Annotated in this window: 21 protein-coding genes; 8 read left to right on the top strand and 13 right to left on the bottom strand. The window is 72.6% G+C overall.

What is annotated here, in order from left to right; all coding sequences use genetic code 11:
• Positions 1-82 precede the first annotated feature (82 nt).
• Positions 83-2,194 (bottom strand): NAD-dependent DNA ligase LigA, encoded by a 2,112-nt coding sequence (gene ligA / locus ASC64_RS16560; RefSeq protein WP_056908637.1) that lies wholly within the window; start codon positions 2,192-2,194, stop codon positions 83-85.
• A gap of 182 nt (positions 2,195-2,376) precedes the next feature.
• Here ligA and ASC64_RS16555 point away from each other — a divergent pair, with 182 nt between their 5' ends.
• The 3 genes from ASC64_RS16555 (at position 2,377) to ASC64_RS16545 (ending at position 5,408) form a co-directional block, all read left to right on the top strand.
• Complete coding sequence (locus ASC64_RS16555) at positions 2,377-3,000, top strand: TetR/AcrR family transcriptional regulator (RefSeq protein ID WP_056908636.1); 624 nt, start codon at positions 2,377-2,379, stop codon at positions 2,998-3,000.
• A gap of 58 nt (positions 3,001-3,058) precedes the next feature.
• Entirely contained in the window at positions 3,059-4,663 is a 1,605-nt protein-coding gene (locus ASC64_RS16550) for an MFS transporter (RefSeq protein WP_056908635.1), read from the top strand.
• Between the two features lie 112 nt (positions 4,664-4,775).
• The gene (locus ASC64_RS16545) at positions 4,776-5,408 is read left to right on the top strand and encodes an alpha/beta hydrolase (RefSeq protein ID WP_056908634.1); all 633 of its coding nucleotides are present in this window, start codon (positions 4,776-4,778) and stop codon (positions 5,406-5,408) included.
• A 15-nt stretch (positions 5,409-5,423) separates the two neighbouring features.
• Here ASC64_RS16545 and ASC64_RS22565 read toward each other — a convergent pair whose 3' ends face one another.
• The 4 genes from ASC64_RS22565 to ASC64_RS22560 form a co-directional block, all read right to left on the bottom strand.
• The gene (locus ASC64_RS22565; RefSeq protein ID WP_056908633.1) at positions 5,424-6,413 is read right to left on the bottom strand and encodes a methionine synthase; all 990 of its coding nucleotides are present in this window, start codon (positions 6,411-6,413) and stop codon (positions 5,424-5,426) included.
• 61 nt (positions 6,414-6,474) lie between these two features.
• The gene (mnmA, locus tag ASC64_RS16535) at positions 6,475-7,581 is read right to left on the bottom strand and encodes a tRNA 2-thiouridine(34) synthase MnmA (RefSeq protein WP_056908632.1); all 1,107 of its coding nucleotides are present in this window, start codon (positions 7,579-7,581) and stop codon (positions 6,475-6,477) included.
• Entirely contained in the window at positions 7,581-8,762 is a 1,182-nt protein-coding gene (locus ASC64_RS16530; protein WP_200937847.1) for a cysteine desulfurase family protein, read from the bottom strand. Before ASC64_RS16530 ends, mnmA begins: the two co-directional genes overlap by 1 nt.
• Before the next feature lie 29 nt (positions 8,763-8,791).
• Positions 8,792-9,457, bottom strand: coding sequence for a nucleotidyltransferase domain-containing protein (locus ASC64_RS22560; protein WP_056908631.1), 666 nt, complete (start codon positions 9,455-9,457; stop codon positions 8,792-8,794).
• Positions 9,458-9,498: 41 nt separating this feature from the next.
• On the opposite strand from ASC64_RS22560, the gene ASC64_RS16520 reads away from it, so the two are divergent.
• A complete protein-coding gene (locus ASC64_RS16520; RefSeq protein ID WP_056908630.1) occupies positions 9,499-9,819 on the top strand; it encodes a MazG nucleotide pyrophosphohydrolase domain-containing protein in 321 nt (106 codons plus the stop codon).
• 17 nt (positions 9,820-9,836) lie between these two features.
• On the opposite strand, the gene proB is transcribed toward ASC64_RS16520, so the two are convergent.
• From proB to ASC64_RS16490, 6 genes are all read right to left on the bottom strand, one after another.
• Complete coding sequence (proB, locus tag ASC64_RS16515; protein WP_056908629.1) at positions 9,837-10,964, bottom strand: glutamate 5-kinase; 1,128 nt, start codon at positions 10,962-10,964, stop codon at positions 9,837-9,839.
• Entirely contained in the window at positions 10,951-12,522 is a 1,572-nt protein-coding gene (gene obgE, locus ASC64_RS16510) for a GTPase ObgE (RefSeq protein ID WP_056908628.1), read from the bottom strand. The genes proB and obgE overlap by 14 nt, the downstream gene beginning before the upstream one ends.
• 183 nt (positions 12,523-12,705) lie before the next feature.
• Entirely contained in the window at positions 12,706-12,960 is a 255-nt protein-coding gene (rpmA, locus tag ASC64_RS16505; protein WP_056908627.1) for a 50S ribosomal protein L27, read from the bottom strand.
• Between the two features lie 53 nt (positions 12,961-13,013).
• A complete protein-coding gene (gene rplU, locus ASC64_RS16500) occupies positions 13,014-13,313 on the bottom strand; it encodes a 50S ribosomal protein L21 (RefSeq protein WP_056908626.1) in 300 nt (99 codons plus the stop codon).
• A 248-nt stretch (positions 13,314-13,561) separates the two neighbouring features.
• Positions 13,562-16,921 (bottom strand): ribonuclease E/G, encoded by a 3,360-nt coding sequence (locus ASC64_RS16495; protein ID WP_082550585.1) that lies wholly within the window; start codon positions 16,919-16,921, stop codon positions 13,562-13,564.
• Between the two features lie 323 nt (positions 16,922-17,244).
• The gene (locus tag ASC64_RS16490; RefSeq protein WP_056908625.1) at positions 17,245-17,973 is read right to left on the bottom strand and encodes a TIGR03936 family radical SAM-associated protein; all 729 of its coding nucleotides are present in this window, start codon (positions 17,971-17,973) and stop codon (positions 17,245-17,247) included.
• Positions 17,974-18,065: 92 nt separating this feature from the next.
• Here ASC64_RS16490 and ASC64_RS16485 point away from each other — a divergent pair, with 92 nt between their 5' ends.
• The 4 genes from ASC64_RS16485 to ASC64_RS16470 are packed head-to-tail and all read left to right on the top strand — an operon-like array spanning position 18,066 to position 22,099.
• A complete protein-coding gene (locus ASC64_RS16485) occupies positions 18,066-19,925 on the top strand; it encodes a hypothetical protein (RefSeq protein ID WP_156385244.1) in 1,860 nt (619 codons plus the stop codon).
• A gap of 58 nt (positions 19,926-19,983) precedes the next feature.
• Positions 19,984-20,802, top strand: a complete 819-nt coding sequence (locus ASC64_RS16480; protein ID WP_056908623.1) for a glycosyltransferase family 2 protein — start codon at positions 19,984-19,986, stop codon at positions 20,800-20,802.
• Positions 20,799-21,203: a DUF2304 domain-containing protein gene (locus ASC64_RS16475; protein ID WP_056908622.1), complete on the top strand. Its 405-nt coding sequence runs from the start codon at positions 20,799-20,801 to the stop codon at positions 21,201-21,203. Before ASC64_RS16480 ends, ASC64_RS16475 begins: the two co-directional genes overlap by 4 nt.
• Positions 21,200-22,099, top strand: coding sequence for a glycosyltransferase (locus ASC64_RS16470; RefSeq protein WP_056908621.1), 900 nt, complete (start codon positions 21,200-21,202; stop codon positions 22,097-22,099). Before ASC64_RS16475 ends, ASC64_RS16470 begins: the two co-directional genes overlap by 4 nt.
• 18 nt (positions 22,100-22,117) lie before the next feature.
• Here the strand turns inward: ASC64_RS16470 and ASC64_RS16465 are convergent, their stop codons facing one another.
• Complete coding sequence (locus tag ASC64_RS16465; RefSeq protein WP_056908620.1) at positions 22,118-22,870, bottom strand: glycosyltransferase; 753 nt, start codon at positions 22,868-22,870, stop codon at positions 22,118-22,120.
• A complete protein-coding gene (locus ASC64_RS16460; protein ID WP_156385243.1) occupies positions 22,863-24,152 on the bottom strand; it encodes a hypothetical protein in 1,290 nt (429 codons plus the stop codon). The genes ASC64_RS16465 and ASC64_RS16460 overlap by 8 nt, the downstream gene beginning before the upstream one ends.
• Between the last annotated feature and the right edge of the window lie 31 nt (positions 24,153-24,183).

Raw genomic sequence — 24,183 nt, 5'->3', positions numbered from 1 at the left:
AAGGATTAGTCGTTCTGGGTCTCCTACCGCATCCAGCGCCGCTCAAACCCCGCGCGCCAGCCGGGTCCCGCGCACACGCGGGTCACGACTCGGTCGCCAGGCCGTCCGGGCCCTTGTCGAGGAGCGTGGTGAACTGGTCCTCGTCGAGGATCGGGAGACCGAGCTGCTCGGCCTTGTCGGCCTTGGAGCCGGCGTTCTCGCCGACGACGACGTAGTCGGTGTTCTTCGACACCGAGCCGGCCGCCTTGCCGCCACGGCTGATGATCGCCTCCTTCACCGAGTCGCGGGTGTAGTGCTGCAGCGAGCCGGTGGCCACGATGGTGAGCCCCTCGAGGGTGCGCGCGATCGAGGCGTCACGCTCGTCGGCCATCGAGACCCCGTCGGCCTCCCACCGGTCGACGATCGCGCGGTGCCAGTCGACGTCGAACCAGGCGATGACGGCCTCGGCGATCGTCGGACCCACCCCCTCGGCCGCGGCGAGCTCCTCCTCGCTGGCGGCGCGGATGGCCGCCATCGACTCGAACTCCTGGGCCAGCGCGCGGGCGGCCGTCGGACCGACGTGCCGGATCGACAGCGCGACCAGCACCCGCCACAGCGGCACCTGCTTGGCCCGGTCGAGGTTGGCGGCCAGCCGCTCGCCGTTGGCCGAGAGCTGCGGTCCCTCCTCGCCCTTCTTGGGCGCCCGCGTGAACAGGGGCGCCCTGACCAGCTGCTCGCGGGTGAGGGAGAACAGGTCGCCCTCGTCGGCGATCACCTCGGCGTCGAGGAGGGCGGAGGCAGCTTCGTAGCCGAGGCCCTCGATGTCGAAGGCCCCGCGTCCGGCCACGTGGAAGACCCGCTCGCGCACCTGCGCGGGACAGTGCTGGTGGTTGGGACAGCGGAGGTCCTTGTCGCCCTCCTTCTGCTCGGCCAGCCGCGTGCCGCAGGACGGGCAGTCCTCGGGCATCACCCACTTCTCGAGGCCCTCGGGACGCAGCCCGAGCACCGGCCCGACGATCTCGGGGATCACGTCGCCGGCCTTGCGCAGCACGACCGTGTCGCCGGGCCGGACGTCCTTGCGCTCCACCTCGTAGCGGTTGTGGAGGGTGGCGTTCTCCACGGTCGAGCCGGCCACCTTGGTCGGCTCCATGACGCCGTAGGGGGTGGCCCGGCCGGTGCGGCCGACGTTGACCCGGATGTCGAGCAGCTTGGCGTTGACCTCCTCGGGCGGGTACTTGAACGCGATGGCCCAGCGCGGGGCCCGCGAGGTCGAGCCCATCCGGCGCTGCAGGGTGACCTCGTCGACCTTCACCACGACGCCGTCGATCTCGTAGGGGACGATCGAGTGCCGGTGCTCTCCGGCGTTCTCGATGTAGGCCTCGACGTCCTTCAGCGTCGGGACGACCCGCACCTGGTCGGAGGTCGGCAGCCCCCACGCAGCCAGCGCCTCGTAGGCGTGGGACTGCGCGACCGGCTCGAACCCGCGCCGCTCGCCGATCCCGTGGCAGACCATCCCGAGCGCGCGGCTGGCGGTCACCCGCGGGTCCTTCTGCCGCAGCGACCCGGCGGCGGCGTTGCGCGGGTTGGCGAAGGCCGGGCGGCCGGCCTCGGTCATCGAGAGGTTGAGGCGCTCGAAGGCCTCGACCGGCAGGAACACCTCACCCCGGACCTCCAGGAGCGCCGGCACGGGGAACTCGTCGGTGCCGCTCAAGCGGTGGGGCACGGACTCGATGGTCTTGACGTTGGGGGTGACGTCCTCGCCGGTGCGCCCGTCGCCGCGGGTCAGCGCACGGACCAGCCGGCCGTCCTCGTAGAGGAGGTTGATGGCCAGGCCGTCGACCTTGAGCTCACACAGCAGGGCCGGCGACGCGAGCCCCTCGCGCTGGAGCCGGGCGTGCCAGGCCTCGAGCTCGTCGTAGGAGAAGGCGTTGTCGAGGCTCTCCATCCGCTGGAGGTGGTCGACGGCGGTGAACTCGGTCGACACCGCGCCGCCGACCTTCTGGGTCGGCGAGTCGGGCGTGCGCAGCTCGGGATAGCTCTCCTCGAGGGCCTCGAGCTCGCGCAGCCGGACGTCGAAGTCGGCGTCGGAGAGGGTCGGGTCGTCGAGGACGTAGTAGCGCCAGCGCGCGTCCTCCACCTGCTCGCTGAGCTCCTGGTGGCGCTCCCGCGCCTCCGGCGTGGCGCTGGCGACCTGGGGCTCGTCGGCGGGAGTCATGGGCACAGTCTGCCGCCCGCCTCCGACACCTGCCGGACACCCTGCCCCGGCACCGGTGCTCGTCCACAGGTCTGGACCGGACGAAACACATTTGTTCCATCGGAATACCTGCGCCTAGCCTCGGGTTGCACGGAACGAAACCGTTTCGTTTCATCGTTCCGACACGTCACCGGAGAGGACGCATGACCCCGACCGAAGCCGGCACCCGCCCCCGCGTGGAGGGAGAGCGCGAGCTCGAGATCTTCCAGGCCACCCTCGAGGTGCTCGACGAGGTGGGCTACGACCTGCTCACCATGGATGCTGTCGCGACCCGTGCGAAGGCCTCCAAGGCGACCCTCTACCGCCGGTGGAAGGGCAAGCCCGAGCTCGTCGTGGCCGCGATCATGGCCCACAAGGGGGACGCGGTGGTGCCCGACACGGGCTCGCTGCGCGGCGACCTGCTCGCGGCCTATTGCGGCGCCAACGGGGGCCTCGATGACCCGTTGGCCCAGTCGGTCCTCTCCGCCGTCGTCACCGCCATGGGCCGCGACCCGGAGTTCGCGGAGGTCTACCGCCGCGACTTCATCGGCCCCAAGGTCGCCGTCTCCCGCGCCATCTACGACCGCGCCCGCGAGCGCGGCGAGGTCCACCCCGACGCCGACCTCACGATCCTCGCGCCGTCCCTCGCCGGGATCGTCCTGCACCGGGCGTTCCTGCTCGGCGAGGTCGTCACGCCCGAGATGGTCGGCCGGATCCTCGACGAGGTGATCCTGCCGGCCGCGCTCCGCGGACCCCTGCGTGACCAGCGCGCCGATCCCACTGCCTGACCCACTGTCTGACCCTTCAGCTTCACTCGAACCCGACCCACGACTCCTGAGGAATCCCATGACCGACCTGGCTCCGGTTGCCGACGAGGTGACCCCCGAGCAGCACAAGAGGCTGCGATGGGCACTGGTGCTCATCTCCCTGGCGCAGCTGATGGTGGTGCTCGACAGCACCATCGCCAACATCGCCCTGCCGTTCATCGGCAACGACCTGTCCATCGACCAGGCCAACCTGCAGTGGATCGTCACGGGCTACGCCCTGACCTTCGGTGGCTTCCTGCTCCTGGGCGGCCGCCTGGCCGACCTGATGGGCCGCCGCCTGATCTTCATGGCCGGTGTGCTGCTGTTCGCCGTCGCCTCACTGGTGGGCGGCATGGCCCAGAACGAGGCGATGCTGCTCGGCTCCCGTGCGTTCCAGGGCCTCGGCGCCGCGCTGGCCTCGCCCGCCGCGCTCGCCCTGATCGCCACCACCTTCCCGGCCGGCAAGGAGCGCAACCGCGCCTTCGCCGTCTACGCCGCGATGGCCGGCGTGGGTGCCGCCGTCGGCCTGATCCTGGGTGGCTGGTTGACCGGTCTCGACTCGCCGCTCGGCATCGCCGGCTGGCGCTACACGTTCCTCATCGTGGTCCCGATCGGCCTGGCCGCCGCGTTCTTCGCGCCGCGCTTCTTCGACGAGTCCGAGCGCCACGAGGGCGAGCTCGACGTCCCGGGTGCGATCACCGGCACCGCCGGCCTGCTCGCCATCGTCTTCGGCCTGAGCCGCGCCGGCCAGGAGGAGTACGGCTGGGGTGCCACCAGCACCATCACCAGCCTCGCGCTCGGCGTCGCCCTGCTGGCCCTGTTCATGATCATCGAGTCGCGCGTCGAGCACCCGCTGCTGCCGTTCCGCATCTTCGCGAGCCGCAACCGCGCGGCCGCCTTCGCCGTGATGATGATCGTCCCGGCGGCGATGTTCGCGATGTTCTTCTTCCTCTCGCTGTTCATCCAGCTGGTCGTGGGCTACTCCCCGCTGCACACCGGCTTCGCGTTCCTGCCGTTCTCGATCGCGATGATCATCTCCGCCACGGCGGCGTCCAAGCTGGTCAGCACCGTCGACCCGCGCTTCCTCTCCGGCATCGGCACGCTCCTGTCCGCGACGGCGCTCTTCGGCTTCAGCCGGCTCGACGTGCCTGACAAGGCGTCCGCGATCCTGGCGGCCACCAACGGCGGCTACCTCGGCGACGGGGTCAACTACTGGACCCACATCCTGCCGTTCATCGTCCTGATGGCCTTCGGCATGGGGCTCAACTTCGTCCCGCTGACCCTGGTCGCCGTGCACCGCCTCCGCGCCCAGGACTCCGGCATCGGCTCCGGCGTGCTCAACACGATGCAGCAGGTCGGCGGCGCGCTCGGCCTGGCGACGCTCAGCACGGTCGCGCTGCACTTCTCCAGCGCCCGCGCCGAGGAGGTCGCTCCCCAGCTGGGGGCCGCAGCTCAGGGCCAGCTCACCCCGGACCAGGTCGGTCCGATCGCCGGTCTGGTCGGCTTCGCCGACGGCGCGACCCACGCCTTCCTGGTCGGCTCGGTCATGATGCTGGTGGCCTCGGCCATCGTGTGGATCTTCCTCAACGTCCACCACGACGAGCTCGCGACCGACGAGGCCCCCGAGGGCGTGGGCGTGCACTGAGCCCGCCCCCACCCACGCCGAGGGAGGATCTCCGGAGACGGAGGTCCTCCTTCCGCGCATCCACCGACCGGCTCCTCCCATCCGGTCCCCCGACCCGCTCCGAAGGAGACACGTGAGCGACCCGCACCTGACGACGTACGACGCCCCGGGCAGCCCGCGCGCCGTGGTCCTCGTCCTGCACGGCGGCAAGCCCCGCTCGCGGCAGGCGGTCGACGGGCGGAGCGCGTCGTGGCGCCGCGCCCTGTGGCTCCAGCGCAGCATCGCGCACCGCGCGCACGAGGTGGGCGCCAGCGTCTGGCTGGTGCGCTACCGCGAGCGTGGCTGGAACGCCGGCGCGCGGCTGGCGGACGCCCGCTGGGCACTCGACCGGGTCCGCGCCGTGCACGGCGACCTGCCGGTCGTCCTCCTCGGCCACTCGATGGGGGCCCGCGTCGCGGTGCACGTCGCCGACGACCCGTCGGTGCGCGGCGTGGTCGCGCTCGCACCGTGGTGGTCGGCGCAGGACCCCGTCGACACGCTGGCCGGTCGCGTGCTGCACGCCGCCCACGGGCGACGCGACCGCATCACCTCGTTCGGCGAGACCGCCCGCTACGTCGAGCGGGCGCAGGCCGTCGCCGACAGCGCGGACCTGCGCGACATGGGGGCGCTCGGCCACTACATGCTCACGGCCTCCGCGCGGTGGCACGACGTCGCCATCGAGTCCACCCTCGACGTGCTCGACCGGAGCCTGTTCCCGGACCACTGAGCCTCGTCGTGGGGGTCAGAGGTTGCGCGCCACCGTCGCCGACAGGCGGACGGCGCGCGCGGCCCACTCCGGGGTGGCCCCGGCCAACCCACAGGTCGGGGTGACGACGGTCGACCCGCCGAGCGCCTCGAGGTCGAGCCCAAGCATGTCGAACCACCGCTGCACCCGCTCGGTCAGCCGGGCGTCGGACACGTCCGACAAGGGCGCCTCGGGGTCGGTCGACGGCACGATGCCGAAGGCGACGGTCCGACCGCCCTCGAGCGCCTCCGCGAAGGTGTCGAGGTCCTCGGGGCCGAGCATCGACAGGTCCGCCGACAGCCCGGCAGCGCCGGTGCCGGCGACGAGCGCCCACGGGGTCCGTGGGGCGCAGGAGTGCACCCATGCCTCCGCGCCGGCCTCGGTGATGGCGGCGACGACCCACTCCAGGTGGGCGGACAGCTCCGGCGGGTCGACGCGGCGGTGCCGGCCGAACCCGCTGGCGGTCGGCACCTGCGCGTGGGCGACGGCGGCCAGCGCGGGCTCGTCGACCTGCACCACCAGGCGGTCCACCCCGCCGAGACGGCGCCGGAGGTCGGCGACATGGGCACCCAACCCGGCGGCGAGCGCCTGGGTGAGCTCGCGGCGCGCGCCGTGGTCGCTGAGCAGCTTGTCACCGCGCGGCTTCTCCACGGTGGCGGCCAGCGTCCACGGGCCCGCGACCTGGGTCTTGAAGGCGCCGGTGTAGCCCTGCGCCTGCTCCTCGACGGTGTCGAGGTCCTGGGCGAGCAGCGACCGTGCGCGCCGGTGGTCGACGCCACTGACGTCGGTGAGCCGCCAGCCGGCGGGCTGGAGGTCGGCGGCGAGGCCGTCGAGCACGGCCAGGCCGCGGCCGGTCATCGCGGCGGTGACCCCCCGCGCCGGCAGCTCGGGCACGTGCGGCAGGTGGGGCAGCCCGCCCAGCACGAGGCGTACGGCCTCGGCGAAGTCCGTGCCGGGCAAGGACCCGACGCCCGTGGCGGCGCTCATGCGGGGTCCCTGCGGCGTTGCTCGGAGGAGCGCAGCGGAGGAGAGGAACGTCGTGGGGTGTTCATGCGGTGACGACCTCGACGGGGCGGGTCGCCTCGATCGTGGCCGACCCGACGACACGCGTGCCGTCGTAGATCACCGCTGCCTGCCCGGGGGCGATGCCCTCGGCGGGCTCGTGCAGGTCGATCTCCACCCGGTCGCCGTCAACGACCACCGTGGCGCGGTGCTCGGCGCCGTGCGCGCGCAGCTGGACGGTCCCGTCGACCCGCTGGGGGACCGTGCCGCACCACCGCGGCCGGATCCCCGAGACGTGCCCGACCGCGAGCCGCTCGCGGGGGCCGACGGTGACGGTGCCGCTGACCGGCTCGATGTCGAGCACGAAACGAGGCTTGCCGTCCGCGGCCGGCACGCCCAGGCGGAGGCCGCGCCGCTGACCGATGGTGAAGCCGTACGTGCCCTCGTGCCTTCCGACCGTCTCCCCCGTCGTCACGTCGACGATGTCGCCGCCGTGGTTGGGCGCCCGGTCACCGAGCTTCTCGCGCAGCCAGCCGGCGTTGTCGCCGTCCGCCACGAAGCAGATGTCGTGCGAGTCGGGCTTGCCCGCGACGAGCAGGCCGCGCGCCTCCGCCTCGCGCCGCACGTCGGGCTTGGCCGTGTCACCCAGCGGGAACAGCGAGTGCCGCAGCTGGTCCTGGTCGAGCACGCCGAGGACGTAGGACTGGTCCTTGCCGTGGTCGGTCGCGCGGTGCATCTCGATGAGGCCGTCGGCACCGGTGCGCAGCCGGGCGTAGTGGCCGGTGGCGACGGCGTCGAAGCCGAGGGCGAGCGCCCGGTCGAGGACCGCGGCGAACTTGATCTTCTCGTTGCAGCGCAGGCAGGGGTTCGGCGTCCGGCCGGCGGCGTACTCGTCCATGAAGTCCTCGACGACGTCCTCGTGGAAGCGGTCGGAGAGGTCCCACACGTAGAACGGGATGCCGATCACGTCGGCCGCGCGCCGGGCATCGTTGCTGTCCTCGATCGTGCAGCAGCCCCGCGCACCCGAGCGGTACGACGCCGGGTTGCGGCTCAGCGCGAGGTGGACGCCCGTCACGTCGTGCCCGGCCTCGACGGCGCGGGCCGCGGCGACGGCGGAGTCCACGCCGCCCGACATCGCGGCGACGACCTTCATCACAGCCCCCTGGCGGCGCGGGCGCGCTCGACCACGGGGCCGATCGCCTCGACGAGCGCGTCGACGTCGGCCGGGGTCGTCGAGTGGCCGAGGGTGAAGCGCAGGGAGTGGCGTGCCTGGTCGTCGGTGCACCCCATCGCCAGGAGGACGTGGGACGGCTGCGGCACGCCTGCCGAGCAGGCGGAGCCGGTCGAGCACTCGATGCCGCGGGCGTCGAGCAGCATCAGCAGGGAGTCGCCCTCACAGCCCGGGAAGCCGAGGTGCGCGTTGCCGGGCAGTCGGAGCGGACCGCACGGCGTGCCGTGCAGGTGGGCGTCGGGCACCACCTCGACCACCCGGCGGACCAGGTCGTCGCGCAGCGCGGCGACGCGCACGGCGTGCTCGTGCTGGTCCTTCACCGATGCCTCGACAGCGGCGGCGAGGCCGGCGATCGCGGGCACGTCGAGGGTGCCACTGCGGATGTCACGCTCCTGGCCGCCGCCGTGCACCAGGGCACTGACGGCCAGGTCACGGCGTACGACGAGCGCACCCACGCCGTAGGGACCGCCGACCTTGTGCCCGGTGAAGGTGAGTGCGTCGACGCCGGAGCCGGCGAAGTCCACCGGCACCTGCCCCACCGCCTGCACCGCGTCGGTGTGCACCGGGATCCCGTGCTCGCCGGCGATCGCCACCACCTCGTCGATCGGCTGCAGCGAGCCGACCTCGTTGTTGGCCCACATCACCGAGATCAGCGCGACGGATGCGGGGTCGCGGGACACGGACTCCCGCAGTGCCTCGACGTCCAGCACGCCCTGCCCCGACACGGGCAGCAGCTCGACCTCGGCGCCGTCGGTCTCCGCGAGCCAGTGCAGCGGGTCGAGGACCGCGTGGTGCTCGATCGAGGACGACAGGATGCGGGTGCGGCGCGGGTCCTCGGCCCGTCGCGCCCAGAAGATCCCCTTGAGCGCGAGGTTGTCGGACTCGGTGCCGCCCGAGGTGAAGACCACGTCCCCTGGCCGGGCTCCGATGACGCCGGCGATCGTCTCGCGCGACTCCTCCACGACGCGACGCGCGCCGCGGCCGGAGGCATGCAGCGAGCTCGCGTTGCCCACGCCGCTGAGCTGGCGGGTCATCGCCTCGACCGCGACCGGCAGCATCGGCGTGGTCGCGGCGTGGTCGAGGTAGACGATGCGCTCGCTCATGACCTGCCAAGCCTACGGGGCGACCGGAGTCAACCCGCCATCGTGCCGTCGAGCCAGGGATGCCCGGGGTGGAGGCGGGCCACCGCCTCGCGCAGCCACGCCCGCGCGTCCGCACCGAGCAGGGGCCACGTGACGGCGAGGTCGCGGTCGTCCTTGGGTCGGGCGAGGCGGGCCTTGTAGAGGAGGGTGACCTCGGGCCGCTGGTAGCGCACCCCCGTGTCGGCCACCCACGTGACGTCCTCCAGCGGCGCGACGTGGTCGGGGTCGCGCTTGTTGGTCCACAGGCCGTCGCGGTCGGGGGTGGGCACCATGTCGACGACCCACGGGTCGCGGGCGCTCCGCCGGATCCACACCTGGCTGCCCACGTCGAGCACCTCCGGGTGGCGGTCGTCGAAGGGACGCAGGGTGCCCCCGTGGTTGCTCCACAGGTGCCACGCGTCGCCGACGTGCTCGCGGAAGGCGGTGAGGTCGCAGCCGAGGAGGGAGACGTCGACGTCCTCGTGCTCACGGGGCACACCGGTGAACGCCTCGATCGACCAGCCGCCGACGATCCACCACGGCCGCTCGAAGCCGGCCATCATCGCCACGACGCCGTCGGGGTCGAGCGGGTCCCACTCGCCGTACCAGCGGAAGAACCTCTCGTCCTCCGCGACCTCCTCGGCGGTGCGGTGCAGCGGCTCCCGCTCGTGCGTCATGGATCGACGCTACTGCTCGCCGGCTGTGGAACGGTGGACCCATGGAGTTCCAGCAGATGCAGGCACGGGCACGCGCGGTCCGCGCGAAGTACGCCGAGGTCGAGGCGTCGGACTACGGACGGTCGTGGACCACTGAGGAGATCATGCTCGGCTTCCTCGGCGACGTCGGCGACCTGGCCAAGCTCGTGCAGGGCAAGGCCGGCGTACGCCCGCGCGACGACCTCGACGAGGCGCTCGCGCACGAGCTCGCCGACTGTCTCTGGAGCGTGCTGACGCTCGCCGACGCCTACGGCGTGGACCTCGAGGGCGCCTTCACCAGCACCATGGACGAGCTGGACCAGGACCTGTCCGCGGCGGGCTGACGAGCTGCCGTCCGGGCTCAGCCCAGCAGGACGAGGTCGTCGCGGTGGATGACCTCGCGCTCGTACGCCGCCCCGAGGGCCGCCTTGAGCTCCTTGGTCGAGCGGCCGAGCAGCGCCGGGAGCTCGTCGGCGTCGAAGTTCACCAGCCCGCGGGCGACCGGGGTGCCGGCCGGGTCGAGCACGTCGACCGCGTCACCGGCCACGAAGGTGCCGTCGACCGCGGTGATGCCGGCCGCCAGCAGCGATGCCCGGCGCTCGACCACGGCTCGTACGGCGCCCGCGTCGAGGGTGAGCGTGCCCTGGCCGGACGTGGCGTGGGCCAACCAGAGCAGCCGGGTCGGCCGCCTCTTGCCGGTGGCCTCGAAGAGCGTGCCGACCTCGGCACCGGCCAGGGCGGCGGCCGCCTGGTCGGCGGAGGTGAGCACGACGTCGATCCCGGCGCCGGTGGCGATCCGGGCCGCGTCGACCTTGGTCGTCATGCCGCCCGTGCCCACGCCGGAGGGGCCGGTCGTCCCGATCGTCACCGACGCGAGGTCGGCCTCGGAGTGCACCACCGGGACCAGTCGGGAGCCGGGGCGGTCCGGTGGACCGTCGTAGAGGCCGTCGACGTCGGAGAGCAGGACGAGGAGGTCGGCGTGCACGAGGTGGGCCACCAGCGCGGCCAGTCGGTCGTTGTCGCCGAAGCGGATCTCGGACGTCGCGACCGTGTCGTTCTCGTTGACGATCGGGACCACCCCGAGCTCGAGCAGCTTGGCGAAGGTCTGGTGCGCGTTGCGGTAGTGCACCCGGCGGGTGACGTCGTCGACGGTGAGCAGCACCTGGCCGGTGATGATGCCGTGCCGGGCGAACTCCTCCTGGTAGCGGTGGGCGAGCAACCCCTGGCCGACCGAGGCCGCGGCCTGCTGGAGGGGCAGGGCGCGCGGCCGCTTCGACAGGCCGAGGGGCGCGAGGCCGGCCGCGATGGCGCCGGACGAGACCAGGACGAGCTCGGCGCCGCTGTCGCGCGCCGCAGCGAGCACCTCGACGAGCTGGCGCACCCGCGCCGGGTCGATCCCGCCGGAGGCGGTGGTCAGCGACGACGAGCCGACCTTGACGACGACGCGCTTGGCGCCGCCGACGAGGCTCGACCGGTCAGTCGTCGTCACTGCCGTCCCAGTCGGGGTCGTCCTTGGAGCCGATCTCGTAGGACATCGGGCCGACGCCGGAGGAGCCGGTGCTGCGGTTGGGTCCCTTCGCGCGGCGCTGCGCGTCGAGGCGACGGGCCACGTCGGCGCGGGCCTCCTCCTCGCTCTTGGTCTCCATCGCCTCGGCGATGTCGCGACGCCGGTCGCGGGCGGGACGGTTCTCGCGGAGCCGCTCGTCCTCACCGCGGCGACCGAGCATCTCCGCCCCCGCGGACTCGATGCTGGGCTTGAAGTCGAAGACCACCGAGTTGTCCTCGGAGCCGATGAGGACCGTGTCGCCCTCCTGCGCGCCCATCTGGGTGAGCTTGAGCTCCACCCCGAGGCGGTTGAGACGGTCGGCGAGGAAGCCGACGGCCTCCTCGTTGCTGAAGTCGGTCTGACGCACCCAGCGCTCCGGCTTGGGCCCGCGCACGCGCCAGCCGTCCTCGGTCTGGGTGACCTCGAAGTCGCCACCGCCGTCGACCGCGCGTGGGCGGAGCACGATGCGCTGCGCCTCGACCTCGGGACGCTCGGCGCGGGACGCGGCCACGATCTCGGCCATCGCGAAGGTGAGCTCGCGCAGGCCGGCGCCCGACGCGGCGCTCACCTCGAAGACGCGCAGGTCCCGCCCGCGCAGCTCCTCCACGACCATGTCCGCGATGTCCTGGCCATCGGGGACGTCGACCTTGTTGAGCGCGACCAGGCGCGGGCGATCCTCGAGGCCGCCGTAGCGGGCGAGCTCGCCCTCGATGACGTCGAGGTCGTCGACCGGGTTGCGGCCCGGCTCGATGGAGGCGGTGTCGACGACGTGCACGAGCGCGGCGCAGCGCTCGATGTGGCGCAGGAAGTCGTGGCCCAGGCCGCGACCCTCCGCGGCGCCCTCGATCAGGCCGGGCACGTCGGCGACGGTGAACGTCGTCTCGCCGGCGGTGACCACCCCGAGGTTGGGCACGAGGGTGGTGAACGGGTAGTCGGCGATCTTGGGCCGCGCCCGCGAGATCGCGGCGATCAGCGACGACTTGCCCGCGCTCGGGAAGCCGACCAAGCCGATGTCGGCGACGACCTTGAGCTCGAGGCGTACGTCGAGCTCGTCCCCGGGCTCGCCCAGGAGGGCGAAGCCGGGGGCCTTGCGCTTGGAGGACGCGAGGGCGGCGTTGCCGAGGCCGCCACGGCCGCCCTGGGCGATCACGATGGTGGTGCCATGACCGACGAGATCGGCCAGCACGTTGCCCTCGACGTCCTTGACGAGCGTGCCGTCGGGCACCGGGAGGACGAGGTCCTTGCCGTGCCCCCCGTTGCGGTGCCCGCCGGCACCGTGGCCGCCGTGCTCGGCCTTGCGCCGCGGGCTGTGGTGGTAGTCGACGAGTGTCGTCACGCTGGTGTCGACCTCGAGGATCACCGACCCGCCGGGACCGCCGTTGCCGCCGTCGGGGCCGCCGAGGGGCTTGAACTTCTCGCGGTGCACCGAGGCCACACCGTTCCCGCCCCGTCCGGCTGCGACGTGCAGCGTGACGTGGTCGACGAAGGTGGGGAGGGCCATGGTGGTTCCTTCTTTGCTCTCGGTGGTTGAGGTGCGAGCGGAGCGAGCCTCGAAACCACGAAGGGCGCCCCGATCGGGACGCCCTGTGTGGTCGGACTTCGAGACGAGTCGCTCAGCTCCTCGCAAGCTCGGATCTGAGCCGAGCTCTCCTCAATCTCCCGCCCTGCTGTCGACTTCGCAGGCTCAGTCGACGGGCGTGATGTTGACGACCTTGCGGCCGCGGCGGGTGCCGAACTCGACCGCGCCGGCCTGCAGGGCGAACAGGGTGTCGTCGCCGCCACGGCCCACGCCGGTGCCCGGGTGGAAGTGGGTGCCCCGCTGGCGGACGATGATCTCGCCGGCGCCGACGACCTGGCCGCCGAAGCGCTTCACGCCGAGGCGCTGCGCGTTGGAGTCACGACCGTTCTTGGTGCTCGCAGCACCCTTCTTGTGAGCCATTGTTCAGTCCTTAGGTATCTGTGGAGAGAGACGAGCCGACCTCGAGCGAACGCTCAGAGGGAGATGTCGGTGACCTTGACCTGGGTGTACTTCTGGCGGTGACCCTGGCGCTTCTTGTAACCGGTCTTGTTCTTGTACTTCTGGATGATGATCTTCGGGCCCTTGGTGCGGCCGGTGACCTCGACGGTCACGCTCGCCTTGTCGAGGCCGGTCGCGGTGACCTTGTCGCCGTCGACCACCATCACCACGGGAAGGGTGAGGGTGTCACCGGCGGCGGCCATCGCGTCGATCTCGATGACGTCGCCCACGGCAACCTTCTGCTGCTTGCTGCCACTGCGCACGACTGCGTACACGGCGAGTCACTCTCCTTGATACGAACTGCGGGTCTGAGAACTTGGGGTCTGCGCACGACACCGCCTGGACTTCGGGCGAGGTGCGGCCGCGGGGCGGGTGCGCAGGATTGGTGATCGAACACCGAGGGACAAGACTACGGGATCGGGTGGCGGCCGGGCAAAACGACGTCCGTGGTGCCGGCACGAGCGTCCTCAGAGGCCAGCGATGAGCGCGACTCCGTCGCGCCTGCTCGCTGACCTCGAGGAGCTCAGCGCTTGCGCGAGCCCTTCTTCTTGATCGGGACGTGCCCGACGCTGGGCGCATCGGCGGCGTCGGACTCCTCCCCCGCCGCCGGCGTGCCCACGCCCGGCTCGACGCCGGCCGTGCCGGGCTCGACGGCGCCGGAGTCCGGCAGCGTGCCGGTGACGCCCGACGACACGGGTCGCGACTCGGACAGGGCGGGAAGGGCCGGGGGGCCGGCAGGACGGCTCGCGGAGCGGCGACGCGTCCGGGTCACCACCCGCGGCTTCTCGGGCTCGGCGGGCGCCTCGTCGGCGACCGGCTCAGCGGTGCTGCCCGCGGTGGTCGACTCGGTGGTCCCTGTGGTGGTCCCTGCGGTCGTCTCGGCCGGGGTCTCCGCGGCGGGCTCCGCCACCGCGTCGGCCCGGGCCTCGTGGGCCGGCGTCTCCACCGGGGTCTCCGGAGTGGTGTCCGCAGTGGTCTCCGCAGGCGTCTCCACCCGGGTGGCCGCGGACGGCTCGTCCTGTGCGACAGGAGCGGTCGTCGGCTCGGTGGGCTCGGCCGCCACGCTGGGCGCGGTGACCTCGGCTGCCTCGATGTCGTCGGCGTCGTCGGCGTCGTCCCCGGACCCGCCGGGCGCCTCGTCCGCGGGCTTCTCGTGGCGGGCCATCGCGGCGACGTCCTTCGGCGACGGGGCGTGGTGCTCGGCCTGCTTGTCGTTGCCGTTGCCGTTTCCACTTCCGTTGCCATCGCCCTCACCCGAGGCACCGCGACGGCCGCGGCGCCGGCTGCTGCGCCGGCCCTCGCCGTCCTCGGACTTCGCGTTCGGGTCGACGGGCTGGTCCTTGACGACCACCCCGCGTCCCTGGCAGTGCTCACAGTTCTCGCTGAAGGCCTCGAGCAGGCCGGTGCCGATCCGCTTGCGGGTCATCTGCACCAGGCCGAGCGAGGTGACCTCGGCCACCTGGTGACGGGTCCGGTCGCGGCCCAGGCACTCGACGAGGCGACGCACGACCAGGTCGCGGTTGGACTCCAGGACCATGTCGATGAAGTCGACGACGATGATGCCGCCGATGTCGCGCAGCCGGAGCTGGCGCACGATCTCCTCGGCCGCCTCCAGGTTGTTCTTGGTGACCGTCTCCTCCAGGTTGCCACCGGAGCCGGTGAACTTGCCTGTGTTGACGTCGACGACGGTCATCGCCTCGGTGCGGTCGATGATCAGCGAGCCGCCGGAGGGCAGCCAGACCTTGCGGTCCAGGCCCTTGTGGATCTGCTCGTCGATCCGGTAGGTCGAGAACACGTCGCCGGCGCCGTTGCGCTCGTACTTCTCCACGCGCTCGGCCAGGTCAGGAGCGACGGACTCGACGTAGCCGCGGACGGTGTCCCAGGCGTCGTCACCCTCGATGACGAGCTTGGAGAAGTCCTCGGTGAACAGGTCGCGGACGACCTTCAGCGTCAGGTCGGGCTCGCCGTAGAGCAGCTGCGGGCCGGAGCCCTTGTTGCCCGACTTCTTCTCGATGTCCTCCCAGCGCGCCTTGAGCCGCTCCACGTCGCGGGTCAGCTCTTCCTCGCTGGCGCCCTCGGCCGCGGTGCGCACGATCACGCCGGCGGTGTCGGGGACGATCTCCTTGAGGAGCGTCTTGAGGCGGTTGCGCTCGGTGTCGGGCAGCTTGCGCGAGATGCCGGAGGTGGTGCCGTCCGGGACGTAGACGAGGAAGCGGCCGGCCAGGCTGATCTGGCTGGTGAGGCGGGCGCCCTTGTGGCCGATCGGGTCCTTGGTGACCTGGACCAGGATCATCTGGCCGCTGGAGAGCACCGACTCGATCTTGCGCGGCGAGCCCTCCTTGTGGCCCAGCGACTGCCAGTTCACCTCACCGGCGTAGAGCACGGCGTTGCGGCCCTTGCCGATGTCGATGAAGGCGGCCTCCATCGAGGGCAGCACGTTCTGCACGCGGCCGAGGTAGACGTTGCCGATGATGGAGGTCTGCGACTCGCGGGCGACGTAGTGCTCGACGAGCACCCGGTCCTCGAGCACGCCGATCTGGGTCAGGTCGTGGCGCTGGCGGATGACCATGACCCGGTCGACGGCCTCGCGGCGGGCCAGGAACTCGGCCTCGCTCACGATGGGGGCGCGCCGGCGGCCGGCCTCGCGGCCCTCGCGACGACGCTGCTTCTTCGCCTCGAGGCGCGTGGAGCCGGCGACGGCGGTGATCTGGTCCTCGGCCGAACGACGGCTGCGGACCCGCGTCACGGTGTTGGGCTCGTCGTCGTTCGAGCCACCCTCCTCGCCGGCGCGACGCCGGCGACGACGACGGCGGGAGGTGCCCTCACCGTTGCCCTCCGCGGAGTCGGCCCCGTCGGCGGAGTCGGAGTCGTCGCCCGTGGCGGAGTCGGACTCGGACGCGGTCTCGTCGGAGGCCTCGTCGTCGGCGTCGGTGCCCTCGCCCCCGCCGTCCCCGGCCTTGCGGCGCCGGCGGCCGCCGCGGCGGCGACGGCGTCGGGCGGGACCGCCCTCGCCCTCGTCGTCGGCGTCCTCGGTGGACTCGGTGGAGCCGGTGTCCTGGCCCTCCGCGTCCTGGCCCTCGGTGGTCGCCGCGCCGGTCGTCTCGGCGGACTCGGTGGTCTCGTCCTCGTCGTCGGTCAGCGCCGCGAGGTCCTCGTCGGACTCGGTGTCGGCGACCTTCTTCGCGGCGGACTTCTTGCCCGACTTCCTGCCGGACCGGGAACCGGACCTGGACCGCGAGCCGGACCGCGACCCGTCGGCCGGCTGCTCCGACTCGGGAGCAGCCGTCCCGGACTCGGTGGGCTCCTCGGTGGCGTCCTCGGTGGCGTCCTCGACCGGCGGGGCCACGGCCTTCTTGCGGGTCCGTCGCGTGCTGGTGACCACCGGGGCCTGGAACAGCACGGCGTGACCGGTGGCGGCGTCAGTGGAGGAGTCGGTGGAGTCGTCCGCAGCGACGTCGCTCGCGACGGGCTCGACAGGAGCAGCGGTCTTCTTCGCAGCCCGCTTGGCGGGCGCCTTGGCCGCCTTCCGTGCCGCGGTCTTCTTCGCAGGCTCCTCGGAGGGTGCGTCGGCGACGCGCGACTCGGTGGCCTCGGGGGTCACGACCGGCTCGGCGGCGGCGGTCTTCTTGGCGGCGGTCTTCTTGGCAGCGGCCTTCTTGGCGGGTGCCTTGCGTGCGGCCGTCTTCTTCGCGACCGGTGCGTCGGTGGCCTCGGGGGCGGTCGGCTCCGTCGCGGTCTCGGCAGGTGCGGCGGCCTTCTTGGCCGGCGACTTGCGCGTGCGCCGGGTGACCACGGGGGCGGCGGGCACCTCTGCGGCGGTCTCGCTGCCGGCCTGGGAGGTCCCGGCGTCGGTGGTGTTGTCGGGCTGGTCGGAATCGAGCATGTGGTGCTCCTCGGGCACCGCACGGGTGCCGGGTACGGCGTCCACTCTCACGCGTGAGCGATCCCGGGGACGCAAAGCTTCTGTGGCGGCGACACCCTCCGCGTGTGCGTCACCGGCGGCTGTCGGTCACCTGCCGCGGTCGCCGGGCCCTGGTCGGAGTCGCTGTCACCAACCCCGGGGCCGCGTCGCGGTCCGGTGACGTCCACCCCTCCGGGGTGCCGGGCACTGGTGTGACCGGCGAGAACGTCGTCGGCTCGACGGGATCCCGACGGTGTCGGGGACGTCGAACGTGGCGAGTATCGCACACCCCGCCCGACGAGTCCCTATGCGCGACCGGCCAGCGGGTCGCCGATCTCACCCGTCGGGAGCAGGGGGCCCTGGGCGAGCCGGGTCATCAGCGGCGCCTCACCGGCCGCCAGGCCGGCCACGGCCTCGAGCCCGCGCAGCACGTCGTCGGGTCGTACGGCCGGGGTGCCGTGCCGCAGCACCACGTCCAGGGACGTACGGCTCCCGGCGACGTCGTCGGACGGCAGGACGGCGAGCGAGACGACCGCCCCCCGGGCGTCGAACTCGCGCATGCCCTTCTTGGTCATCCGCTCCACGAGGGCCTCGTCGGCCGCCAGGAAGCGCTCGACCGCCGCGGTGGTGCTGTCGCGGTCGGCGGCGAGGTCGATGCGCCAGCGGCTGGCCTCGAGCAGGTCGGCCAGCGACCCGCCGGGCGACTCCACGACCTCCAGGACGTCGAGACCGTCAGGGAGCGACTCGTCGAGCATCGCGTGGACGTCGGCCGGCACGACGACCTCGGAGAGCGCGAGCTCGAGGTACTCGGCCTCGCTGGCCGAGCCGGTGGGTGCGGCGCCGGCGTAGGAGATCCGGGGGTGCGGGTTGAAGCCCGAGGAGTACGCCATCGGCACCCGCGCACGGAAGACTGCACGCTCGAAGGCGCGGCTGAAGTCACGGTGGCTGGTGAAGCGGAGCCGTCCGCGCTTGGCGTAGCGCACGCGGAGGCGCTGGACCGGCGGGGCCTGCTGCTCGGGCTGTTGCTGTGGCACGGCGCCACGGTAGTCGGACGCCGCCGAGAAGACGCCTCCGGCGGCAACTTGTAGCCTTCCGGATCGATGGACAGAGGGGGAAGCACGTCGTGATGCTCGGAACCGAGGGCCGCAAGGGCCTGGCCACGCCGCTGGCCCTGGCTCTGCTGGTGCTGGTGTCCGTGGTCGCCTCGGCCACCCTCGACACCGCCCTGCCCGTGGTCGCGGTCACGCTGGGCGTCTCCATCGCCGCGCACGCCCCGCGGGTCGGCTGGCACCTCTCGACCGCGGTGGTGCTGCTGGCGCTGACCGTGCTCCAGGTCGTGCTGTCGTGGCTCGCCCCGCACGTGGGCTGGTCGCTGGCGACCGACAGCGCGATCGCGTGGTGCGCGTGGGCGCTGGTCCACGTCGCGCTGGTCGCGCGGCTGCCCGCCGGGACCTGGTACCGCCCGCGGGTCCGCGACCTGGTGTCGATCGGGCTCGTCCCGCTCGCCCTGGCCTGCTACTTCGGCTGGACGGCGTACACCTCGACGAGCAGCTGGCTCGGGTGGTCGATGCAGGGCGACTCGGCCAACAACATGATCCTCAACCGGGAGTTCGTGCAGCAGGGCGGCCTGCTGCGCTCCCAGGGCAACGGCGCGCCCCTCGCCACCGTGCTCCACGGCAGCTGGGCGGCCCCAGGACTCGACCTCGACTCCCCGGCCGAGGCCGTGCGCCAGATCGTCACCGGCTCCGGCGTGATGATGCTCGCCCTGGTCGCGCTGCTCAGCGTCCTGGGCTCGATGATGGCCCTCCGCCGGCTCCCCGTGGGATCTCCCCAGCGCGTGGCTGCCGGCGTGGCGGCCGGTCTGATCCCGTGGCTGTGGTGCGTCAGCGGCTACGTCTTCGGCTACGGCTACCAGAACGCCACGCCCGGCATGCTGATGCTCGCGCTGGCGTGGCTGTGCTGGACCGAGCAGCGGCGGCACGCCGTGACGGCGGTGACCGGCCTGGTGCTGGCCACCTGGGCCTCCGCCATCGCGTGGGGTCCGACCCTCCTGATCCCGGCCTTCCTGCTCGTCGCGGCAGCGGTGCGGCAGCGACGTGCGCTCCGCCACGCGGGCCGGGCGCTCGTGCTGCCGCTGGCGACGCTCGCGGGAGCGCTGGCGTACGCCCTGCTGGTCACGCTGCGCGACCTGAGGGCGCAGGGCGGCGTCCCCGGCGCCGACGGCGCCCACCCCCCGCTCGACCAGCACTGGGTCATCGGGGTGCTCGCCGTGACCGCGGTGGCGCTGGTGGTGCTGCACCGCCGCGTCGACGCCGACCTGCAGTGGGGCTTCTGGGTCGCCGCACCCGCGGCGGGCCTGGTGCTGCTCCAGCTCGGACGCGCGCGCCAGGCGCAGGACCTCCCCTTCTGGGGCTACTACCCGGTCAAGTTCGCCTGGATCGCCATCACCGTCGCGGCCCTCGTGGGCTTCGCCGAGACCTACCCCTACGTCGCCCGCGCCGCCCGCCGGCTCTGGCGCGGCAGCGGGGCGCTGCTGACCCTCGGCATCGTCTACGCCCTGTTCTTCCAGCTCAGCCCGCCCAACCGCCCGGTCACCGTCAGCGGGGTCTTCACCCCGGTCCGTCTGCACGACAGCAACCTCGACGCGGTCTACGACGAGATGTTCGACATCATGGCGGTGGAACCGAAGACGGTCGTGTCCTCCTACTTCGGACCACCCGGCGGTGAGGGCGAGGACAGCCAGACCAACTTCTGGCTGCTCGAGGCCGGGGCCTACGGCATCGCCGACCCGATCCGGTTCCCCGCCTACACGATGAACTCCCGCGACCCGGCAGGGCTCTGCTGGGCGATCACGTCCTGGAACGGCGGGGTCACCGTCCTCACCAAGCACGACCCCGAACGCCTGACCAAGAAGCTGGCGAAGGGGTGCACCGCCGACCCCGCGGCCTACGAGGTCGTGACGCCGAGGGAGTTCTTCGGTCGCTGAGGTCGGTGGCCGGTCGTCGAATCGGGGCAGGAACGCCTCCGTTGTTAGGATCCCAGCCATGTCCGGGGGTACTCGAGCGCCGCGTGTGCTGATCATCGTCCCCGCGTGGAACGAGCAGGACTCCGTCGGCGGGACCGTCGCCGAGATCCTGTCCGCGGTCCCCGGTGCCGACCTCCTCGTCGTCGACGACGGGTCCCTCGACCTCACCGCGGTGCGTGCACGTGCGGCCGGCGCGATCGTGTGCCAGCTGCCGTTCAACCTCGGCGTCGGCGGCGCCATGCGCACCGGCTACCGCCACGCCCTGCGCAACGGCTACGACGTCGCCGTGCAGATCGACGCCGACGGTCAGCACGACCCGCACTACGTCGCCGCGCTGGTCGACCGTCTCGGCGGCGGAGCCGACACCGCTCCCGCCGACGTCGTCATCGGCGCCCGCTTCGCCACCCCCGACGACCCCTACAAGGTCCGCGGGCCTCGCCGGTGGGCGATGGTGATGCTGGCCGCGGTCCTGTCGCGACTCGCTCGCACGCGCCTGACGGACGTCACCTCGGGGTTCAGGGTCTCCAACCGGCGGGCGATCTCGCTCTTCGCGACCCACTACCCCGCCGAGTACCTCGGCGACACCGTGGAGTCGCTGGTGATCGCCGCCCGTGCCGGCTGCACCATCACCCAGGTCCCCGTCACCATGCGCGCCCGCACGGCGGGACGGGCGTCCCACTCGCCCCTGAAGGCAGCCCTCTACCTGTTCCGGGCGATCGTCGCCCTCCTCCTCGCACTCGTCCGCGACTGGCCCGCCCAGATCGAGGACGGCGACGAGGCCATCGCGCACCGAGAGGTCGCTGCCGAGGCACATCCCCAGGAGGTGCAGCCACGATGAGCGGAGTGACCATCCTCGGACTGGCCGGATCGGCCATCATCCTGCTCGCCCTCTTCGAGATGATGCGCCGTCACCGGCTCCGCGAGAAGTACGCCCTGATCTGGGCGCTGGTCGCCCTCCTGATCGTCACCGTGGCGGCGTTCCCCGTCCTGCTGATCAGGACGTCGGCGGCGATCGGGCTCGAGGTGCCCGCGAACCTGCTCTTCTTCGGTGCATCGATGGTCATCATGGTCCTCACGCTCCAGCACAGCTCCGAGCTCGGACGGCTGGAGGAGCGCACCCGCACCCTCGCCGAGGAGATCGCGCTGCTGCGCCTCGAGATCGACCAGCACCGCAGCGCAGCGGCCGGCGAGCACGACGTCCTGCACCCCGACCGGCAGCAGAACGAGACGCGCGAGTGAGCGCCCCCTCGGCGGGACCGCTCGAGATCTTCATCCCCTTCTGGGGTGACCCGGCCCTGCTCTACGCCACCATCGACAGCGTCAAGGCCCAGACCGACCCCGCTTGGAGTGTCGTGGTCGTCGACGACTGCTATCCCGACCCCAGCGTCGCGGAGCACTTCGCCGCCGAGGCCGACCCGCGGATCCGCTACGTGCGCAACGAGGTCAACCTCGGCATCACCGCCAACTACGAGCTGTGCCGTGACCTCGCTTCGCGCGAGCTGATGATGTTCCTGGGCTGCGACGACCTGCTCGACCGCACCTTCGTCGAGACCGTCGTCGCTGCTCACCGCGACCACCCCGATGCGGCCATCATCCAGCCGGGGGTGCGTGTCATCGACAGCGACGGAGCCGAGGTCAACCCGCTCGCCGACCGCATCAAGGCGAGGATCCGCCCATCGGCTGACGGGCCGATCGTCCTGTCCGGCCAGGGTCTCGCGGCCAGCCTGCTCACCGGGAACTGGCTCTACTGGCCCTCCCTCGTCTTCCGCACCGATGCGTTGCGCCGACACGAGTTCCGCGAGGGACTGCCGATCGTGCAGGACCTCGCACTGGTGATCGACATGGTCGCCGCGGGCGAGTCGCTGGTCCTCGACCCGACACCGTGCTTCTTCTACCGCCGGCACGGCGGGAGCGCCTCCGCGCTCACCCTCGCCGCGGGCAGCCGGTTCGCCGACGACCGCCGCTACTACGCGCAGGCCGTCGCCCAGATGGAGGCGCGTGGCTGGCCGCAAGCCGCCCGCGCGGGCCGCCGTCGGCTCACCTCCCGGCTCCACGCCCTCTCCCTCGTGCCGGGCGCGGTCCGTCGGGGGGACAGGACCGTGCTCCGCGGCCTGGCCCGCCACGCCTTCGGGTAGCAGCGGCCCGGCAGCGGCTCAGCGTCGCCGCGAGATCCGGCGGCGCAGCTCCACGACGGCGCGCAGGAGCATCAGGCGCGAGCGCAGCGCCGGCACCACGCCGCGCGGCCGCACCGGGGTCTGGTTGTCGGCGTGCAGCCGACGCAGCACGGTCGGCTCCTCGACGTGCGCGATGCTGCCCGCCAGGATGCCGTACGTCGCCAGCCACAGGTCGTGCGACTCGGTCAGCCAGTGCGGGAAGGGCAGGGCCGTGGCGAGGGCGTCGCGGCGCACCGCCATCGCGCAGCCGTAGTAGGGACGCACCCCGGCCAGCACCCCGCCCAGGTTGGCGAGGGTCCGGTCCTCGTCGCGGGCCCGCAGCTCCCATCCGGCCTTGCCCGTCGGGCCCTGCAGGCCCGCCCCCGTGCCGAGGACCCGCAGGTTGCTGGCGGCGACCCGGTGGTCGCGCAGCGCCTCGGCGAGGGCCTCGACGTGCCGCGGGAGCCACACGTCGTCCTGGTCGGCCAGCAGCACGGCCTCACCGGAGGAGGCACCGATCGCGGCCTCGAAGGTCCGGACGTAGCCGCGGTTCTCGAGCGACCTGACCAGCCGGATGCGCGGGTCGCCGATCGCGGCGACGACGTCGGCGGTGGCATCGGTCGACGCGTCGTCGACCACGACGAGCTCGTCTCCCGGGTGGAGCTGCTCGAGGATGGAGGCGATCTGCTCCTCGACGTAGGCGACGCCGTTGTAGGTCGCCATCACGACCGACACGGACGGGCGGTCAGCCATCGTGGGTCACCTCCTCCTGTCGCCGGTGGCGACGTCGTGACATGGCCCGCACGAACCCGAGGGCGTGCACGAGCAGGCCCGCCGCGGGACCGGCGACGAGCGCGGTCACGGAGCGCTGCTCGATCGATCCCGGGGCCAGCAGCACGAGGAAGGCGACGACCGCCGCCAGCGTCCAGCCGCCCACGAACCACGTGTGCGCGGACGAGGCCTGGGTCGCTGCACCGGACAGGGTGAGGGCGGCGATCGCGCACGCGCCGACGGTCAGGCCGGCCAGCACCGCGCCGTCGACGCGGTAGTCGGCGCCGAACAGGGTCGCCATCAGCCACGGGCCGACGAGCCAGGCCAGGACACCACCGAGGGCCGTCACGGCGCCGACCAGCGCGACCGCGCGCAGCACGAGGCGCAGGCCGACCGACGGCGCGTGGACCAGGTGGGACACCACCAGCCCCTGGACGGCGTTCAGCGGGATCAGGACCGGCGCCCGGGTGAGCGAGATCGCGAGCAGCAGCGGAGCGCTGTGCCGGAAGTCGGCCTTGCTGGTCGTGACCGACAGCAGGGCAGGAAAGCCGACGATGAGGATGGCGCTGGCTGCCTGGGCGAGCACCGAGGCCGACATCCGCCTGGCCAGCACCCGCGGGGCGGAGTCCGTGCGTCGCCGCAGTGCCTCGCGCACGTGCGGCTTCGCCAGGAGCACCAGCAGCCAGGCGCCGGCACCTCCCGCCGAGGCCGCCGCCAGGAGCGTCGTCGACGCGCCGATCGCGAGCACCACGAGCAGGCAGAGAGCGAACCGGCACAGCGCGTCGGCCGTGAGGACCACGGCGGCCTCGCGCCACCAGCCGCTGCCCACGAGCGAGCCCATCACGGCGGAGTGGAACGTGTAGCCGACCGCGCCGACGGCGAGCACGCCGACGAGCACGGGCGAGGTCCGGTGCAGCACCTCCGGCTGCCACCACGGCGAGAGCGCGAGCACCAGGGCACCGGTGATCACGGCCACGGCTGCCCCTGCCACCCACACCGGAGGGCCGACCGTGCGGTCGTCGCGGATGCTCGTCGCGACCGAGCGGGTGGTCTCCGTGGCGACCCCGGACAGGACGCCGTAGACGGCGAAGAGGATCGAGAAGAAGGTCAGCAGCACGGTGTTGTCGGCCGTGCTCAGGGTGCGCGCGCCGAGCCACAGGACGAGGTAGCTGACGATGGCGCCGAGGAGCGAGGCGAGGGCCACCTGCCCTGCTCGTCCGGCGCCCGGAGCCTCCCGAGCGGGCGACAGGACTGGCTCGGACATCGTCGGCTAGCCTATCGCAGTGCCTCCCCCG

It is taken from the genome of Nocardioides sp. Root122 (assembly GCF_001425025.1).
Taxonomy (GTDB): Bacteria; Actinomycetota; Actinomycetes; order Propionibacteriales; family Nocardioidaceae; genus Nocardioides.
This window is presented reverse-complemented; position numbering and strand designations above follow the sequence as displayed.